Here is a 15847-nt window from a genome sequence, read left to right as displayed (position 1 = left end):
CCGCCCCGCCACGCCGCAGCAGCGCCGACCTCAGGCCCTCGAGCGCCTGACCGGGTGGCGCGTGCGCCGCGGGCGCAGCAGGAGGGCGACGGCTCCGATCGCCGCCGCCAGCGCGGCGAGCGCGGCGGGCACAGCGGCATCGGGCGCCCCGGTCGCGGCGAGCGCCGGCGAACCCGCGCTGCCGCCCCCGCCGGGGACAGGTACAGGCACCGGGGTCGGGTCGCCGGTCGGCGACGGGTCGGGTGTCGGTGTCGGCTCGGGCGTGAGCGCCGAGAGCGTCGCGGCGACGTCGATCAGGCCCGCTCCCACCGACCGCTCCGGCGCCACCGACGCATCCCACGGCTGGAGGAGTCTCCCGGTTCCGGCGTTCTCGGTCAGCACCTCACGCAGTCGCACCGGCGAGAGACCGGGGGTGTGCTGCAGCACGAGGGCCGCCGCGGCCGCGACCGTGGGCGACGCGGCCGACGTGCCCCTGAACCACCCGCTGCCGCCGAGCACCGAGTTTGAGGTCGGCAGGTTGTCGACGCCCACCGCCGTGGGCCCCGGAACGACGACGGGTTCGGGCACCCCGAAGTACAGCGCGGCAGGGCCGAGAGACGAGTAGGTCTCGAGGGTGGAGTCGGCGGCGTTCATCGCCGCGACGGAGAACACCGCGGGAACCGCCCGATGGCCGTAGAGGGTCGTTCCGACGACGTCGGTGTCGGTGCTGCGGTAGTACTCCTGGTCGATGAGCACGTCGTACCCCTCGGCCTGTGCCCAGGTCACCGAGATCGGCGGAGTGCCCGCCGTCGGGGTGACGTGCCGCACCACGCTCACCGTGTTCTCGATCGGATCGCTCGAACTCAGGTTGCCGATCTCAGCGAACGCCGACGCCACCTGCGGGTTCGAGGGCGTCGACTTCGTCGTGCGCCCGTCGACGGTGAGCACGTAGTCGAAGGACGTGCTCACGTCACCGTCGTCTTCGGCCCAGTCGAGCGACCCGGTCATCAGCGATTTCGCGGGCATCGTGACGGTCAGGGAGGCGTCCTCCGCCTCTCCGGGATCGAAGTCGAGGCAGTCGATGAGCTCTCCCGGGTAGAGTGCGGCGACCTCGCCGGGGCAGACGGTCGGCCGGTAGGCGACCGTCGACCACGCCCCGATCGGAAAGCCCGCACTGGGGCGGCCGGGAGCTCCCGCGACACCGAAGTTGCCGGCGGCGGCGATGTAGAGCACACCCGCCTCCACGGCGGCTCGTGCGGCACGTCCGCCGGCGTCGATGTGGTAGGGCCGGTCTCCGCCCACCGACTCGTCGTCGACGATGACGGATGCGCCGTGGGCGATCAGGTCGGCGATGCCGCTCTCGTAGCTGTCGAGGCTGTTCGACCCCGCGAAGAGGATCTCGGCGCCGGGCGCGACCTGGTGCACCACCTGCGCCATGGCGCGGCCCTCGTCGTCTTCGCCGTCGGCCCCCTCGCTGAGGACCGTCACGGGAGTCTCGTAACCGCAGGGATTGCCCGGACCGGGCAGCCAGCCGGCGGCGACGTCGGCGTCGACGTCGGCCTGCCCACGCGCGGCGAAGGAGTTCGAGATGATGCCCACCTTCACACCCGTGCCGTCGACCCCGAACACCGACTCCGCGGTGTCGGCACCCAGGAGGCGGCGCGCGGTGTCGCCCGCCGGGCCGCACGGCTCCGCCGCGGCCGCGCCCCCAGCACCAGCCGTCAGCAGCCCCCCGAGGAGGGCGACCACCGCCACGCCCACTCGCGTTCCACCCATCCGCCCATCCCCCTCCGTCGGCGCAACCATCATGGCGGGGCCGGCTACCTCACGTCCACCCGACAGTCCCGTGCCGGGTCGCCGCCGGACTCAGAGGCGGTAGAAGTCGCCCACGAGGGCGAGGATGCAGCACACCGGTGAGGCGACGAACAGCACCAGGCCGAAGCGCAACAACCAGGTGATGCGGGTGCATGCCCGGCGAGCATCCGTGCCGCCGGGGAGGGCCGCAGCGGCGAAGACGGCGACCATGACGACGGCGAGCACGAACCCGGCCCAGAACAGACGCTCCCACGAGTCGACGAGCACCCCGGCGAACCAGCCCGACACGATCGTCGCTCCGCAGACGACCGCGGTGGTGAGTGCCGCCGCGGCGAACAGGCTCGAGGCGTGACGCTCCAGTTCGGCCCTTCGGCGCTCGGCGGTTCGATCGGCATCGGATGTGGCGAGGGCCGGGTCAATCGGCAGGGTCACCCTCGTCCTCACCCTCGTCGGCGTCACCATCGGTGTTGATCGCCACCAGTGAGACGGGGATTCCCGGAGCGATGAGGATCTCGGCCGACCGCGCCCGCCCCTCTCCGTGGTCGACGCGAAGCCAGGTTGCTCTGCCCTCGTCGTGCGCCGCGGCGATGCGCGTCTTCAGCACCTCGTACTCCTCGCCGCTCACCGAGTAGAGGGTGCCGTCGTAGATGATGTCGATGCGCTTCACGGTTCGATCCCCCGGTCTCCGCCCACCTCGGGCGGCTCGGGCACCAGGTGGAGTCCGGCACTGGAGTTGGCCGTGAGCATCAGCTGGTCGACCCAGGCGCGGTTGAGAGCGGGCGGGCGCCCACCGTAGTACTTGAACACCAACGGCGCGTTCGGATAGAGCCAGATCGAGGTGCGCCCGTCACCGGTCTTGGGGTCGTCTTTCCAGGAGAAGTAGAAGGATTCCCCGCGTCGCAGTTTGGCTCCGATGACGAGCTGCAGGTGGGCGAGGATGCGGTCTTCGAAATCGACGACGAGGCTGGAGTCGTAGGTGAGTTTGCCCATCAGATCACGTCCGTACCGAGGGTCGACCCCTGGTCGTCGTCGAACACGTCGTCGAACACGGGCCTCGCGTGACCGAGCCGCGCCGCCCGGCGTGCCAGGTCGTCGACGAGCTCCTGGCTCTCCAACTCCTCGCGGGCGCCGTCGGCCGACTCGACCGGCTCGACGGACTCGGCGATGAGCTGGCTGGCCGGCCCGATGAGAAAGGTGGCCCGAGCGACACTGCCGTCGTCGCGCACCACCGGGATCTCCACCGTGTCGGAGGCCTCGACCAGGGCGAGGGCGCGCGCGTAGTCGAGCAGGGCATGGGCGATCGCCGTTCCCGTGGTCACCGCGTCGCCCGCGTAGTGAATGCGTTCCATACCTCAACCCTCGAAAGGTGGAGCGGATGCGGCAACGGGCTTGCCATCCGCCCGTGAGGGTGCAAGGAGGCTCGGCTGCAGGCTGCCTGCGCCTGAGTGGCTCGTGTGCATCTGTCTCGGGCCGATCGACAGCTGTGCAGGATGGAGTATGGACACTCTCTGGATCATCGTGCTCGCCGTCGCCGCGATCATCGTGGTGCTCGCCGTGGCCATCGCTCTGCTCCGGCGGCGCAGCGGCGACCGTGGGCCATTGCAGCACGAACGCGACCAGCCGATCGACACCACGTACGACCGCACGACCGCGGCCGCACGATATGCCGACCGCACCGGTTGGGGTGCGGGCGGCGGAAGCGTGTGAGCGACGGCGCCGCCTCCTGACACGCCGCCGCGACCGCGTGCGCGGCCCTAGGCTGGTGGCACCATGACTCCTCCGGCCGCTCCCCGATCCGCAGGCCAGGACACCGCCGCCGAGAACTATCTCAAGACCATCTACGCCCACACCGAGTGGCAGCCCGACCCGATCACCCCGTCGGCGTTGGCCGCCCGGCTCGGCGTCGCACCCTCCTCCGTCACCGAGATGGTGAAGAAGCTCGCCGCCGCCGGGCTCATCACGCACGTGCCCTACGGACCACTCACCCTCACCCCAGAGGGGCGGATGCGCGCCATGGGCGTAGTACGCCGCCACCGCCTCACCGAGACGTGGCTGGTGCGGGAGATGGGGTACGAGTGGCACGAGGTGCACGACGAGGCCGAGGTGCTTGAGCACGCGCTCAGCGAGCGCCTGCTCGACGCGATCGACGAGCGGTTGGGGCGGCCGACGCAAGACCCGCACGGGGATCCGATCCCGTCTGCCGCGGGAACCGTTGCCTCGTACTCGGCGGTCGTGCTGTCGCAGGCGGCCGAGGGGCACCACGGAGTGGTGCTCCGCATCAGCGATCGCGACCCGTCGCTGCTTAAGACCCTCGCCGCCCGCGGCATCACCCCCGGCGTCGCCGTGCGCGTGGAGGCGGGCGGGGCGCTGAGCGTGGTGGGGGGCACGGGGTCGGGTGCGCCTGCCGGAAGCGCGGGCCGGGCGGGCGGTGCGGGTGCGGGTGGTGCGGGTGGTGCGGGTGCGGGCGAGGCGGCGAGCGCGGCGCAGCCCGTGGTGGTCGACGCCGACGCCGTCTGGCTCACCGCCTAGGAGCTCCCCCGTCAGACCCCATTTGGTCGCTCAAAGTGCTCCTGATCCGGCGCGAGGGAGCAGTTTGCGCGACCGACGTGAGGTGGGGGCGGCGCGGGATCGTGAGAACGCGCGGGCGGGGTGGGCCCGCGCGGGGGCGCCCCGCCCGGGGGCACCCGCGGAGGTCAGCGCAGGCGGGCGCGGGCGCGCATCAGCGCAGGCGGGCGAGTTCCGTGACGGCGGCGTCGAGGGCGGCGGCAGCGGCCATGAGGTCGTCGCGAGTGACGGTCGGGCCGAAGGTGAAGCGCACCGCGGTCTGGGCGACCTCGGGGGCGAGGCCGAGAGCGAGGAGGGTGGGTGACGGGTCGTCCTCGCCGGCCGCGCAGGCCGACCCGCTCGAGACGATCACGCCGCGTTCTTCAAGCTGCAGCAGCACGGCCTCCCCGCTCGTGCCCGGGAAGCAGAAGGATGCGACGGAGGGGAGTCGAGCATCCGTGCCGTCGGCGAGTCGATCGCCCACGGCGGGCCCCGTGAGCAGAGCGCCCGGCACGCGATGCAGCACCTCGGTGATGAACGCGTCGCGGAGCGCCGCCACGCGCGCCGCCGCCTCAGCCCGAGCCGCCTCCGCGAGCCGGAACGCCGTGGCGAAGCCGACGGCGAAGGCGACGTTCTCCGTGCCAGAGCGGCGCCCGCGCTCCTGCCCACCGCCGTGCACGAGCGGCTCGAGGCGCAGCCGCTGCCGCGCGGCGAGAACCCCCACCCCCTTCGGCGCCCCCAGTTTGTGGCCCGCCAGGGTGAGCGCGTCGACACCCAGCACGTCGAGGCGCGTGTCGAGCCAGCCGCCCGCCTGAACGGCGTCGGTGTGGAGCGGAACACCCGCGGAGGCGGCCCGGGCGGCGAGTTCGGCGACGGGCTGCACCGTGCCGATCTCGTTGTTGGCGAGCATGACGGAGGCGAGCGCGGTGGCGGGGCGGAGGGCGGCGGCGAACTCCTCGGGGTCGACCAGGCCGGCGGGCCCGACCGGCACCACGGTGACCTCGAAGCCGTGCACACGTGCGAGGTGGTCGACGGCCTCGACGACTGCCGGATGCTCGATCGCCGACACCACGAGATGGCGCGACCCGTCTGCGCCCGGCCCGCGGCCGGCCCGGCCGGTCTCGGCGACCGCCTCGAGCATCCGGCCGAGGGCGATGCCCTTCACGGCGAGGTTGTCGGCCTCGGTGCCGCCCGAGGTGAACACGATCTCGGCGGGGCGGCAGCCGAGCAGCTCCGCCACCGTGCGGCGTGCCTCGGCGAGCGCCCGCGCTGCCGACTGACCGACCGCGTGATGACTCGACGGGTTGCCGAACTCGCCCGCCAGATAGGGCCACATCGCCTCGAGCACCTCGCGCCGAACCGGCGAGGTGGCAGCCGCGTCTAGGTAGATCACGGCCGCAGAACGGCGTCGAGACCCAGGTCGAGGGCGCGCACGCTGTGAGTGAGGGCACCGACCGAGATGAGGTCGACCCCGGTGGCGGCGATGTCGGCGACGGTGCTGAGGTCGACCCCGCCGCTCGCGTCGACGAGGGCGCGCCCGGCGACGATGGCGACGCCCTCGCGCAGCTCGTCGAGCGAGAAGTTGTCCAGCAGGATCGTGTCGACCCCGGCCGCGACGACCGGCTCGATCTGGTCGACGCGGTCGACCTCCACCTCGAGGTGCGTGGTGTGCGACATGCGCGAACGCACCGAGCGGATGGCGGCAGTGAGGTCACCGTCGTGCTGCGCGGCGAGCACGGCCAGGTGGTTGTCTTTGGCGAGCACCGCGTCGGAGAGCGAGAAGCGGTGGTTGAAGCCGCCTCCCGCGCGCACGGCCGCGCGCTCGATAGCGCGGAGCCCGGGCGTGGTCTTGCGGGTGTCGACGATGCGCGCAGCGGTGCCGGCGACCGCGTCGACATAGCGGGCGGTGAGCGTCGCGATGCCGCTCATGCGCTGGGCGAGGTTGAGGGCGACGCGCTCGGCCCGCAGCACACCCCGGGCGGGGCCCTCGATGGTGGCGAGGGTGTCGCCGGCGACGAAGCGGGCGCCGTCGTCACGGGTGAGCTCGACCCGGATGCGCGGGTCGACCGCCCGCATCGCCGCCACGATCACGGGGCCGCCGCTCAGCACGCCCGGCTCTCGGGCGCTCAGCACCGCATCGATGCGGGCCTCGACGGGGATGAGGAGTTCCGACGTGATGTCGCCCCACGGCGCATCCTCGGCGAGCGCCCGGGCGACGACGTCGTCGACGATCTGCGGTGTGAGCATCAGGCGGTGACTCTCTCTCGATGGCCCGCTCCCGCGGGTGCGGGTGCGGTGGTGGCGGGTGCGGTGGGAGCGGGTGCGGTGGTGGGGTCGGTGCCGGATGCGGTGGCCGCCGCCACCACGGACGTCCCGGATGCGGAGGCCGGCTCCACCACGGACGTCCCGGATGCGGTGGCCGCCGCCACCACGGGCGTCCCGGATGCGGTGCCAGGCTCTGGCGCGGAGGGCGCGGAGGGCACGGCGGGCGCGGGTGCGTCGTCGGCCGTGGGATGCGGGCCGAGCGCCGCGGCGACCGAGGTGCGGTGCAGGCGGGGCTGCGGGTGGGTGCGTGACTGCAGCAGGTGACCCACGAAGGCGGGGAGCGTCTCGGGGACGTCGGTGCGGAAGTGCCCGCCCCGTGACTCCTCGCGCGCCAGCGCCGACTCCACCACGAGGCGCCCGAGCTGCAGCAGGTTCGCGGTCTCGAGGCGCGCGACCGCCTCGGGTGATGCGTCGTCGCGCTCGACCTGCACCGCCCATCCGCTCAGCCGGTCGCGTGCGGCCCGCAGGCCCGCCGCATCCCGCGCCACACCCGCGCCGGCCCAGAGCAGCTCCTGCACCTCGGCGCGGGAGGGCTCCCGGGCCGAGCCCTCGACGTTCTCCCCCGAAAAGTCCGTGAAAACCGCAGTCATCCCGGACTTTGTGCGGGAGAACCGCCCCGACCCGAGCTCTGCGGCGAGCGCCACCGCCGCACGGTGCGCGAACACGAGCGACTCGAGCAGCGAGTTCGAGGCGAGCCGGTTGGCCCCGTGCACACCCGTGCACGACACCTCGCCGACCGCCCACAGCCCGGGCACCGAGGTGCGGCCGTCGAGGTCGGTGGCGACGCCGCCCATCCAGTAGTGGGCCGCCGGCGCCACGGGCACCGGCACGTGCGCCCAGTCGAGGCCGCGGCGGCGCATCTGCTCCGAGATCGTAGGGAACCTGCGGGCGAGCTCCGCGGCCCCGACCGAGGTCGCATCGAGCATCACGGGTGCACCGGTGCGCGCCATCTCGGCGGCGATCGCGCGGGCGACGACATCCCGCGGCGCGAGGTCGGCGAGCGGATGCACGGCATCCATGAACCGCGCCCCCTCCGCATTCCGCAGCACGGCTCCGTCGCCGCGCACCGCCTCCGAGATGAGGAACGAGCCCGGTGCGGCGAGCGCCGTCGGGTGGAACTGCACGAACTCCGCATCCGCGATCACGGCCCCGGCGCGCCACGCCGCGGCCGCACCGTCGCCGGTCGCGACCACGGGGTTCGTGGTGTGGGGGTACAGCTGGCCGAGGCCGCCGGTGGCGAGCACCACCGCATCCGCCGTCAGCACCTCGCGCACCCCGCCACGGATCACCTCGACCCCCACGACGGCCGGCGCCGTCGGCACCGCCGCCCCACTTTCTCGCGGAGAAAGTCCGTCGGAAATCACGTTCGAACGGACTTTGTCCGTAAGAACCGGCCCGTCGAGCACGAGGTCGGCGAGGAACGTCGACGACAGCACCGCGATGCCGGCACCCCGCACGGCACGCACGAGGGCGCTCTCCATCGACAGGCCCGTGGCGTCGCCGCCGGCGTGGAGGATGCGGTGCGCCGAATGCGCACCCTCGAGCCCGGCCTCGAACGGCGCACCGGGCACGGCTCCCTCGGTGTCGAACCCGACCCCCCAGCCGATGAGGTCCCGGATGCGCGCCGGCCCGTCGACGCACAGCGCCGCGACCGCATCGGGGTCGGACAGCCCCGCGCCGGCGGCCAGCGTGTCGGCGATGTGCGACTCCACGGTGTCGCCCGGCATCACGGCCGCCGCGATGCCGCCCTGCGCGTACCGCGAGTTGCTCTCGTCGATCGTCGACTTCGTCACCACGGCGAGCTCGATCGGCAGCCCCGCCTCCCGGCACCGCGCCTTCAGCGTGAGTGCCGTCACGAGCCCCGCGACCCCGCTGCCGACGACGATCACCCTCGGGGGCCGCTGAGGCGCATCCGTCGGCCCCGCCGCCTCGTTCTCGCGGACAAAGTCCGTCTGAATGGACGTTTGGACGGACTTTGTCCGCGAGAAAGTGGAGGAGTCGCTCATGGCCGGGCGGCGAGCATGCGCTCGAGGGCAACACGGGCCGGAACGGCCACGTCGTCGGGAACGGTGATCTGGTTGACGACGCGACCCGCCACGAGCTCCTCGAGCACCCAGGCGAGGTAGCCGGGGTGGATGCGGTACATCGTCGAGCACGGGCAGATGACGTCGTCGAGGCAGAAGATGGTGTGCTGCGGGTACTCGTTCGCGAGCCGCTGCACGAGGTTGATCTCGGTGCCGACGGCGAAGGTCGACCCGGCCGGTGCCGCCGCGATGGCCTTGGCGATGAAGTCGGTCGACCCGGCCGCGTCGGCGGCGTCGACGACCGGCATCGGGCACTCGGGGTGCACGATGACCTGCACGTCGGGGTGCTCGGCCCGCGCGCGCTCGATCTGCGCCACCGTGAACCGCTTGTGCACCGAGCAGAACCCGTGCCAGAGCACGACCTGAGCATCGAGCAGCTCCTCGGGCGTGGAGCCGCCGAGCGCCTTGCGCGGGTTCCACATCGGCATGCGCTCGAGCGGCACCCCCATCGCCTTGGCGGTGTTGCGGCCGAGGTGCTGGTCGGGGAAGAACAGTACCCGCTGCCCGCGCTCGAACGCCCACTCCAGCACGGTCGCCGCGTTCGACGAGGTGCACACGATGCCGCCGTTGCGGCCGCAGAAGCCCTTCAGGTCGGCCGAGGAGTTCATGTAGGTGACGGGGATGATCGGCACGCGCCCCGACGCATCCGGTTCGCTGCCGTAGAGCTCGGTGAGCTGCGCCCAGGCGTCTTCGACCGAGTCGATGTCGGCCATGTCGGCCATCGAGCACCCCGCGGCGAGGTTCGGCAGGATGACGCTCTGCTCCGGCCGCGCCAGCACGTCGGCGGTCTCGGCCATGAAGTGCACGCCGCAGAACACGATCGCCTCGGCCTGCGGCACCGTGAGCGCCGCGTTGGCGAGCTGGAACGAATCGCCCACGAAGTCGGCGTACTGCACCACCTCGTCGCGCTGGTAGAAGTGGCCGAGCACGACCACCCGGTCGCCGAGGGTGTCTTTCGCGGCCCGGATGCGCGCATCCAGTTCGTCTTTCGACGCCGTCTTGTAGACCTCGGGCAGCACACCCTGCCGGGGGGCGTCGTGGGGGATGGGGTCGGCGACGGATGCACCTGGGCCGTAGGAGGGTGCCTGCAGGTCGAACACCCACGGCCCGTCGGCGAGGCCTGGCGTGCAGGTCGAGGCGGTGGCGCCGGGCGGGGTGGCGGTTCCCGCCTCGATGAGCTGGATGGTGCTGTCGACCGACAGGGCTGACGGGGTCATGACTTCGGCTTTCTCGAGAGGGGGCCGCGATCGACGGGATCGACGGCCTGGTTGTAGCGGTAGAGCTTGGGCGGGCGGTAGCTGGTGCCGGTGACGCGCTTGCCGGTGGGCACGATGGCGTTCGACGACTCGATCTGCCGCCGGAAGTTCGCCGGATCGAGCGAGCGCCCGAGCACCGCCTCATGCACCTCGCGCAGCTCGGCCAGGGTGAAGGTGTCGCCGAGGAAGGCGTGGGCGATGCGGGAGTACTCCACCTTGTTGCGCAGGCGCCAGAGGGCGTACTCGACGATGACGTCGTGGTCGAAGGCGAGGTCGGGCAGGTCGTCGACCGAGAACCAGGCGACGTTCTCGTCGCCTGCGCTGTGCTCGCTCGACTGGGTGACCTCGTCGGCGTTCACCAGGGCCCAGTAGACGATGGAGACGACGCGGTCGGGGGGCTGCGCTGCACCGGGGGCCGCGGCCCGCGCTGCGCCCGGCGTCGCCTCGGGCGCCCGGTCGAGGGTGCCGAACGCGTAGAGCTGCTCGAGGTAGTTGGGCGCGAGAGCTGTGGTGGCCGCGAGGGTGCGGGCCGCAGCCGCCTCGAGGTCTTCGTCGAGCCCGAGCGGGCCGCCAGGCAGCGCCCACTGCCCCTCGTAAGGCGGCCGGATGCGCCTCACGAGCGGCAGCCACAAGCCCGGCGACGAGGTGGCGGCCTGCATCTCGGGGCGCAGCGCGAAGATGACCGTCGAGACCGCGAGCAGCAGCCGCGACTGCTCCGCGTGTGCGGGTGCGTGTGCGGCTGGCTCGGTCATCGTCGTCGTCCGTTCACCGTCCGGCCTCCTGCCGGACTAAAGGTTGCCCTGACTATAACCCTTAGAGTCGCACCGACACAAACAACTCCCACGTAGACGTTCGCGACTCCACACACGAACGATCGGCCCGCAGCGGCTACGAGCAGATGTACGTCGCGCCGGGCGGCCCGCACGTGAGGGGGTTGGCCTCGCGCCAGCGGTCGTATTCCTCGCGCCACCTCTCCTCCGCGGCCTCCCGCCAGGAAGGAACCGGTATGAGCTCCGTCGGAGAGCCGCCCCCGCCTCCTGAGGCTGCCTCTTCCGCTGCGCGGCGGGCCTGTTCTTCGTTGTAGGCGAGCTGGGAATCCTGGGTGGCGCGGGTCGCCGTGAGCAGGGCCTGCAGCTGCGCCGGGGTCGCCGTCGTCGCGGGTGAGTCGAGCTGTGCCTGCTGCTCCACGATGGCCACGTAAGCCGCGTCGCGCAGCGACTGATCGGCGTTCGGCGCGCCTTCGTTGAGCACCTGTATGGCCGTGGTCACCACCCCCTGCCGCACCTGCCCGATCGAGTCGAGCACGGCGTCGAGGTCGGTGGCGAGTCGCTCCTCGTCGACGGGCGGCACGGCCTGGCTGGCCGCCGGGCCACCCGCCATCGACAGCTGCACCACGGCGATGTCGGCTGCCAGCTGCTCCGCAGCGGCGGCGAGCGCCGTCCGCACCTCGGGCGCCGCCCAGCCGTCACTCGTCGCGACGAGCGCCTGCGCATCGGCGACGAGCGGCTCGGCCTCCGGGTCGAGCTCGACGACCTGCTCGATCGGCATCGGGGTCGGGGCGACCGAGGCGACCGCACCGGCCCCGTCCGAGCCGACCGTCCCCGCGCATCCGCTCAGCACCATCACCGCGGCGACCACCGCGACGAGCACAGCGCTCGACCTCGAGTTCAGACCATTCACGTTTCCCCCCGACCCGGCACCCCTCCGTGCCGCCGTCGCCATTCTAGGGATCTGGCGAACGCGCCTGCGAGCGGTCAGGCCTTCGTGAGCGTGTGGGCGTGGTCGGGGACGGAGCGGAAACGGTCGCGTGCGGGCCGCTCGTAGGAGTCTGCCGCGGGGCGATCCGGAATCGTGATCGGCTCGGGGTCGCGCTGCTCGTACGGGATCTGCGAGAGCAGGTGCTTGATCGTGTTGAGGCGCGCGGAGCGCTTGTCATCGCTCTCGATCGTCCACCACGGCGCGTCGGCGTGGTCGGTGGCCTCGAACATCTCGTCCTTTGCCCGGGAGTAGTCCTCCCAGCGGGTGATCGACTGCAGGTCGGTGTCCGAGAGCTTCCACCGTCGCATGGGGTCGTGCAGTCGGGAGCGGAAACGGTCCTCCTGCACGTCGTCCGACACCGAATACCAGTACTTGATCACGGTGATGCCGTCTTCGACGAGCATCCGTTCGAACACCGGCACCTGCCGGAGGAAGCGGCGGTACTGCTCGGGCGTGCAGTACCCCATCACCCTTTCGACACCCGCGCGGTTGTACCAGGATCGGTCCATCAGCACGATCTCGCCGGTGGTCGGCAGGTGCTCGATGTAGCGCTGGAAGTACCACTGCCCCTTCTCCTTCTCGCTCGGCGTCGGAAGCGCGACGACCCGCGCCGATCGCGGGTTGAGATACTGCACGACCCGTTTGATCGCCCCGCCCTTGCCCGCGGCGTCACGGCCCTCGAAGATCACCACCACCCGCGCGCCGGTCTCGATCACCCACCGCTGCATCGCGACCAGCTCGATCTGCAGGCGCTTCAGCTCCGCCTCGTAGGCGGCCTTGGGGATGCGCTTGACGTGTGCACTGCCCGTGCGGGTTTTCGACATGACGGTCCCAGCTGCCTTCAGAGAACTTCGGTGGTCGCCGGGTGCGGCGGATCGCCACGCTACGCCCGATCGCGTGCTCGCGCACGGGGCATCAGTGGCCGAGGACCTGGATCGATCGGATAGCCGCCCAGTTGTCGGGAGCATCGAGGACTCGTACTCGGATGTATCGGTACGAGCCGAAGACGCCGTCTGTGTACTTGCTCGCAGCGACGTTCGAGTGGTTCGAGAGGGTGGTCCAGCTCTGCTGGTCATCGGAGCCCTGGACCCAGTACTCCCAGGTGTCCTGGGAGTAGAAGGTGGTGATGACGCTGTCGATGTCCTTCTTCGCTTGGAGGTCGACCTGCAGCCACTGTGGCTTGGCGGGGCCGCTGGCACACCAATACGTGGTGGCGTTTCCATCGACCGCCTTGGACGCATTGTAGGTCGAGCCGTTGTCACTGGACGCGGTGGCGGGCTTGCCCGCAGCCAGGTCGGTAGGCACGGCCGGCCCTGCACCCAGAGCACCGTTCGCGATGCGGACCTCAGCAATACTGAGGTCCGTGGAGGGATTGAATTCGACCCGGATCCACGGCGTCGAGACGGCAGCGAATTGCGCGAGCACTCGTGACGAGCCGATGGATCCCGTGGCCAGGGTCGTCAGCTGGCCGTTCACGAGCCCCTGTACGGCGTACTGCGTTCCGGCATTCGCCGTGGCCGTACTCGGGGTGATTTCGACCCTGTCGACCTGTTGGTTACGGGTGAAGTCGTACCGTAACCACTGAACTGTGGTGGCGGCGGGCCGCCACCACGTGGTGAGGGAGTCGTCGCGAGTCTGTGGGGCACCGACCGCGTACCAGCGGGCGGCCGAGTTGCTCGAGGCGGTCACTGCGGCCGCGGCCGCGATGTTCTGGCCCGCAGCCGCTGCCGGCAGGTTGCTCGCTCCTCTGATGATTTCGAAGGCGTCGTGGTAGCAGATCGTGCCGAATCTGTTGTCACACTTGATGAAGATCTCGTGGGGCCCGCCGCCGAGCCCGGTAGCGGAGAAGACGGTTTTCTGGTTGTGCACGGTGGTGCTGCGCATGCTGATCTTCCCGTAGGAGACGCCGTCGATGAAGACCTCGGCCTGTTCAACTCCGTCAGGCGCAGTGCGGGTGATCCAACGCACTGCGTCGCCCTCGAAGAGGGTCGAGATCGTATTGAGGTAGTAGGCGTCCGTATCGCCGGAGCCGGCAACAAGCCCGGCGTAGCTGCCGCCGGATGCCGCGCTGTCGGAGACCGTTCGGTTCCATTGTTGTCCGGTGCCCGAGTAGTCGGTGTACTCGGTGAGCAGGTCCGAACTCTCTCTGCGTGTCACCCCTTGCGTCAGGGCGGGCGCCGCGGCCGGCTGAGCGGGAACAGGGTCTGAAGACTGCGACGTTCCGCCAGTGGAGTAGAAGAAGTTGAGTCGGCCGTAGGGAGCAGACGTCCCGTTGGTGTAGAAGTCGGTGACGGCTCCGTCCTGGCTCCAGTTGTCGGCCCACTTGAAGGAGACCGTGGCGGGATCGGTGGTCAGTCCTAGCGCTGATCGGGGAACGGAGAGCATGATCTTGTCGTTCTCGACGCGGTAACTGACGGGCGAGACCGTGGTCCAGTTGTAACCGCCGACATTGGCCTGGAGAACGTAGGTCGAGGCGGAGGGACTGGTCTTGCGGACGATGAAGTCGTATCCCGACCACCCGTTGACCGGGTTGGCGTCGGTGTCCAGGAACAGGGTCATCCACCTGTCGCCCGGTGCGGAGACGGCGTCGGCAGTCTGGGTCATGAAGTAGAAGTTGCTGGTATCTCGCGCGACCTTGGAGAATGCGAAGACGTTGCGGGTGCTCTGGGTCGTGTAATGGGTGGACCCGGTGCCGGCGTGGTTGCGGTCGGTGAACGCGCTGGTCGAGGACATGAACTTCGGCGAGACGGTGGACCACTGGTCGAAGCTGCCCGCGAGGTCGATGGTGCGCGGTGAGCCCGGGGTCAACGCCGGCGTCGTGCCTTTGAATCGGCGAATGTTCTCGATCAGCTGCATGTAGTAGTTATCACCCAGCGCCCCCGCGGTGGGTTCCACGTCACGGCTGTATCGGTCGGATGCGGCGTCGTAGAAGGCCAGCGGGTCGCTGCGATCGTTGTTCATCTGCTGCCAGTTGCCTGCGCTCCACTCGTTCCAGCCCTCGACGAGGACGATCTGTGGGTCTTGTTGAATGGCGAAGTCCCACTGTTCCTGGAAATACGCGCCCGACTGGAGGGCCTGAGGTGACGTGTCTTCGGCTCCGTTGTGCCACCCGCGCCCATGAGCACCGGCCAGCCCATACCAGGCCGTGTCGGCGAACTTCGCCGTGGAATTGGAATTGGCAGCCACGGCGACTGTGATCTGCTCCTTCTCACCGGCGCTGTTGTAGTTGACATGTTGCGGTGTCTGGAAGCTGATCCAGTCCCAGCCGTTGGAGGCCTGGGGCTGCTCGTTCGGCCATTGCGGGTACCTGACCGTGAAGAAGCTCGACACTGTCGCCGACGGGTTGGAACCGACGATCAGTGGCTTGCCTTTGAGCTGCAGCCACGTCGTGGGGTGACGGTAGGGGGCGGTGGGAGCATAGAACGTCGAGTAGACGTCGTTCATGAAGACGGTCGAGCTGTCAGGCTGTCCAGCGCCATTCCTGTTGTGCGTGTGCAGGGTGACGAGGGGGGCGTCCCGGCCTTCACGTTGCATCTGTTCGATGACCGTCATGATGAGGTTGATCTGGGGGCGGAACTCACGGTTGTTCGTGATGTCGACCTGAATGAAGTCCACGCCGGCATCGGCGAGCATCTGCAGGTGGCGGCGGATCACCCACGCATCGTCACTCCGGTAGTAACCGAAAAGCGGTTGGTTCCAGTAGGCGAAGTGTTTGGCGTCGGGAAAGACCGAGCTGTCGTGGTCCTGAGGAGCGGACGGTTCGGCGTCGACGATGGACTGCAGGTTGAAGATGTTCTTGTAGTCGGTGGCGTCGTTCTGTCCATGCCAGGGCATGTAACGCACCCCGACCAGCCGGTCAGTGCGCTCGGCCCCGACTTGGGCAGAGCTCGGAAGCACACGCCCGAGGGCGTCGGCGCCGGTGAGAGCGCTCCAAGTGGTCAGCTCGCTCCCAGACGTCGCACCTGCCACGACGGCATCCGCCGGTAGGGAGGCATGGGCGCTACCGGACGCGACCCCCAGGGTGAGCGTGAGGACAGCGGCAGTGAGACCGGCGAGGTTGCGCAGCACGATTTCTCCTTCGAAGGT

The 15847-nt window shown here is 70.4% G+C and carries 15 protein-coding genes; 2 read left to right on the top strand and 13 right to left on the bottom strand.

Annotated features, from left to right (window positions below; all coding sequences use genetic code 11):
- Positions 1 to 30: 30 nt before the first annotated feature.
- The 5 genes from ABFY20_RS00910 to ABFY20_RS00890 form a co-directional block, all read right to left on the bottom strand.
- Positions 31 to 1755: a S8 family serine peptidase gene (locus ABFY20_RS00910; protein ID WP_368498069.1), complete on the bottom strand. Its 1725-nt coding sequence runs from the start codon at positions 1753 to 1755 to the stop codon at positions 31 to 33.
- Positions 1756 to 1845: 90 nt separating this feature from the next.
- Complete coding sequence (locus ABFY20_RS00905) at positions 1846 to 2226, bottom strand: hypothetical protein (protein ID WP_368498068.1); 381 nt, start codon at positions 2224 to 2226, stop codon at positions 1846 to 1848.
- The gene (locus tag ABFY20_RS00900; protein ID WP_368498067.1) at positions 2210 to 2461 is read right to left on the bottom strand and encodes a hypothetical protein; all 252 of its coding nucleotides are present in this window, start codon (positions 2459 to 2461) and stop codon (positions 2210 to 2212) included. Before ABFY20_RS00900 ends, ABFY20_RS00905 begins: the two co-directional genes overlap by 17 nt.
- Positions 2458 to 2784: an ATP-dependent DNA ligase gene (locus ABFY20_RS00895; RefSeq protein WP_368498066.1), complete on the bottom strand. Its 327-nt coding sequence runs from the start codon at positions 2782 to 2784 to the stop codon at positions 2458 to 2460. The genes ABFY20_RS00900 and ABFY20_RS00895 overlap by 4 nt, the downstream gene beginning before the upstream one ends.
- The gene (locus ABFY20_RS00890) at positions 2784 to 3143 is read right to left on the bottom strand and encodes a hypothetical protein (RefSeq protein ID WP_368498065.1); all 360 of its coding nucleotides are present in this window, start codon (positions 3141 to 3143) and stop codon (positions 2784 to 2786) included. Before ABFY20_RS00890 ends, ABFY20_RS00895 begins: the two co-directional genes overlap by 1 nt.
- Before the next feature lie 148 nt (positions 3144 to 3291).
- Between ABFY20_RS00890 and ABFY20_RS00885 the strand changes: the two genes are divergently transcribed.
- Complete coding sequence (locus tag ABFY20_RS00885) at positions 3292 to 3501, top strand: hypothetical protein (RefSeq protein WP_368498064.1); 210 nt, start codon at positions 3292 to 3294, stop codon at positions 3499 to 3501.
- Between the two features lie 63 nt (positions 3502 to 3564).
- A complete protein-coding gene (locus tag ABFY20_RS00880) occupies positions 3565 to 4323 on the top strand; it encodes a metal-dependent transcriptional regulator (protein WP_368498063.1) in 759 nt (252 codons plus the stop codon).
- Between the two features lie 190 nt (positions 4324 to 4513).
- Here ABFY20_RS00880 and ABFY20_RS00875 read toward each other — a convergent pair whose 3' ends face one another.
- The 8 genes from ABFY20_RS00875 to ABFY20_RS00840 all read right to left on the bottom strand — a co-directional run bounded on the left by ABFY20_RS00875 (position 4514) and on the right by ABFY20_RS00840 (position 15829).
- Complete coding sequence (locus tag ABFY20_RS00875) at positions 4514 to 5731, bottom strand: cysteine desulfurase family protein (RefSeq protein ID WP_368498062.1); 1218 nt, start codon at positions 5729 to 5731, stop codon at positions 4514 to 4516.
- Positions 5728 to 6585 (bottom strand): carboxylating nicotinate-nucleotide diphosphorylase, encoded by an 858-nt coding sequence (gene nadC, locus ABFY20_RS00870; protein ID WP_368498061.1) that lies wholly within the window; start codon positions 6583 to 6585, stop codon positions 5728 to 5730. Before nadC ends, ABFY20_RS00875 begins: the two co-directional genes overlap by 4 nt.
- Positions 6585 to 8552: an L-aspartate oxidase gene (gene nadB / locus ABFY20_RS00865; protein ID WP_368498060.1), complete on the bottom strand. Its 1968-nt coding sequence runs from the start codon at positions 8550 to 8552 to the stop codon at positions 6585 to 6587. Before nadB ends, nadC begins: the two co-directional genes overlap by 1 nt.
- A gap of 113 nt (positions 8553 to 8665) precedes the next feature.
- Positions 8666 to 9964, bottom strand: coding sequence for a quinolinate synthase NadA (gene nadA, locus ABFY20_RS00860; protein ID WP_368498059.1), 1299 nt, complete (start codon positions 9962 to 9964; stop codon positions 8666 to 8668).
- Positions 9961 to 10755, bottom strand: coding sequence for an NUDIX domain-containing protein (locus ABFY20_RS00855; RefSeq protein ID WP_368498058.1), 795 nt, complete (start codon positions 10753 to 10755; stop codon positions 9961 to 9963). The genes nadA and ABFY20_RS00855 overlap by 4 nt, the downstream gene beginning before the upstream one ends.
- 136 nt (positions 10756 to 10891) lie before the next feature.
- Positions 10892 to 11683 carry a hypothetical protein gene (locus ABFY20_RS00850; protein ID WP_368498057.1) on the bottom strand — a complete coding sequence of 264 codons (792 nt, stop codon included), beginning with the start codon at positions 11681 to 11683 and terminating at the stop codon, positions 10892 to 10894.
- A 74-nt stretch (positions 11684 to 11757) separates the two neighbouring features.
- Positions 11758 to 12585, bottom strand: coding sequence for a polyphosphate kinase 2 (gene ppk2, locus ABFY20_RS00845; protein WP_368498056.1), 828 nt, complete (start codon positions 12583 to 12585; stop codon positions 11758 to 11760).
- A gap of 91 nt (positions 12586 to 12676) precedes the next feature.
- Positions 12677 to 15829, bottom strand: a complete 3153-nt coding sequence (locus ABFY20_RS00840) for a discoidin domain-containing protein (RefSeq protein WP_368498055.1) — start codon at positions 15827 to 15829, stop codon at positions 12677 to 12679.
- Positions 15830 to 15847 lie beyond the last annotated feature (18 nt).

The sequence above is a fragment of the Herbiconiux sp. A18JL235 genome (genome assembly GCF_040939305.1).
Lineage (GTDB): Bacteria > Actinomycetota > Actinomycetes > Actinomycetales > Microbacteriaceae > Herbiconiux.
This window is presented reverse-complemented; position numbering and strand designations above follow the sequence as displayed.

Coding starts and splice junctions, on each gene's coding strand:
- ABFY20_RS00910 (WP_368498069.1), bottom strand. CDS start 1,755: ATGGGTGGAACGCGAGTGGGCGTGGCGGTGGTCGCCCTCCTCGGGGGG.
- ABFY20_RS00895 (WP_368498066.1), bottom strand. CDS start 2,784: ATGGGCAAACTCACCTACGACTCCAGCCTCGTCGTCGATTTCGAAGAC.
- ABFY20_RS00890 (WP_368498065.1), bottom strand. CDS start 3,143: ATGGAACGCATTCACTACGCGGGCGACGCGGTGACCACGGGAACGGCG.
- ABFY20_RS00885 (WP_368498064.1), top strand. CDS start 3,292: ATGGACACTCTCTGGATCATCGTGCTCGCCGTCGCCGCGATCATCGTG.
- ABFY20_RS00880 (WP_368498063.1), top strand. CDS start 3,565: ATGACTCCTCCGGCCGCTCCCCGATCCGCAGGCCAGGACACCGCCGCC.
- nadC (WP_368498061.1), bottom strand. CDS start 6,585: ATGCTCACACCGCAGATCGTCGACGACGTCGTCGCCCGGGCGCTCGCC.
- nadA (WP_368498059.1), bottom strand. CDS start 9,964: ATGACCCCGTCAGCCCTGTCGGTCGACAGCACCATCCAGCTCATCGAG.
- ABFY20_RS00855 (WP_368498058.1), bottom strand. CDS start 10,755: ATGACCGAGCCAGCCGCACACGCACCCGCACACGCGGAGCAGTCGCGG.
- ppk2 (WP_368498056.1), bottom strand. CDS start 12,585: ATGTCGAAAACCCGCACGGGCAGTGCACACGTCAAGCGCATCCCCAAG.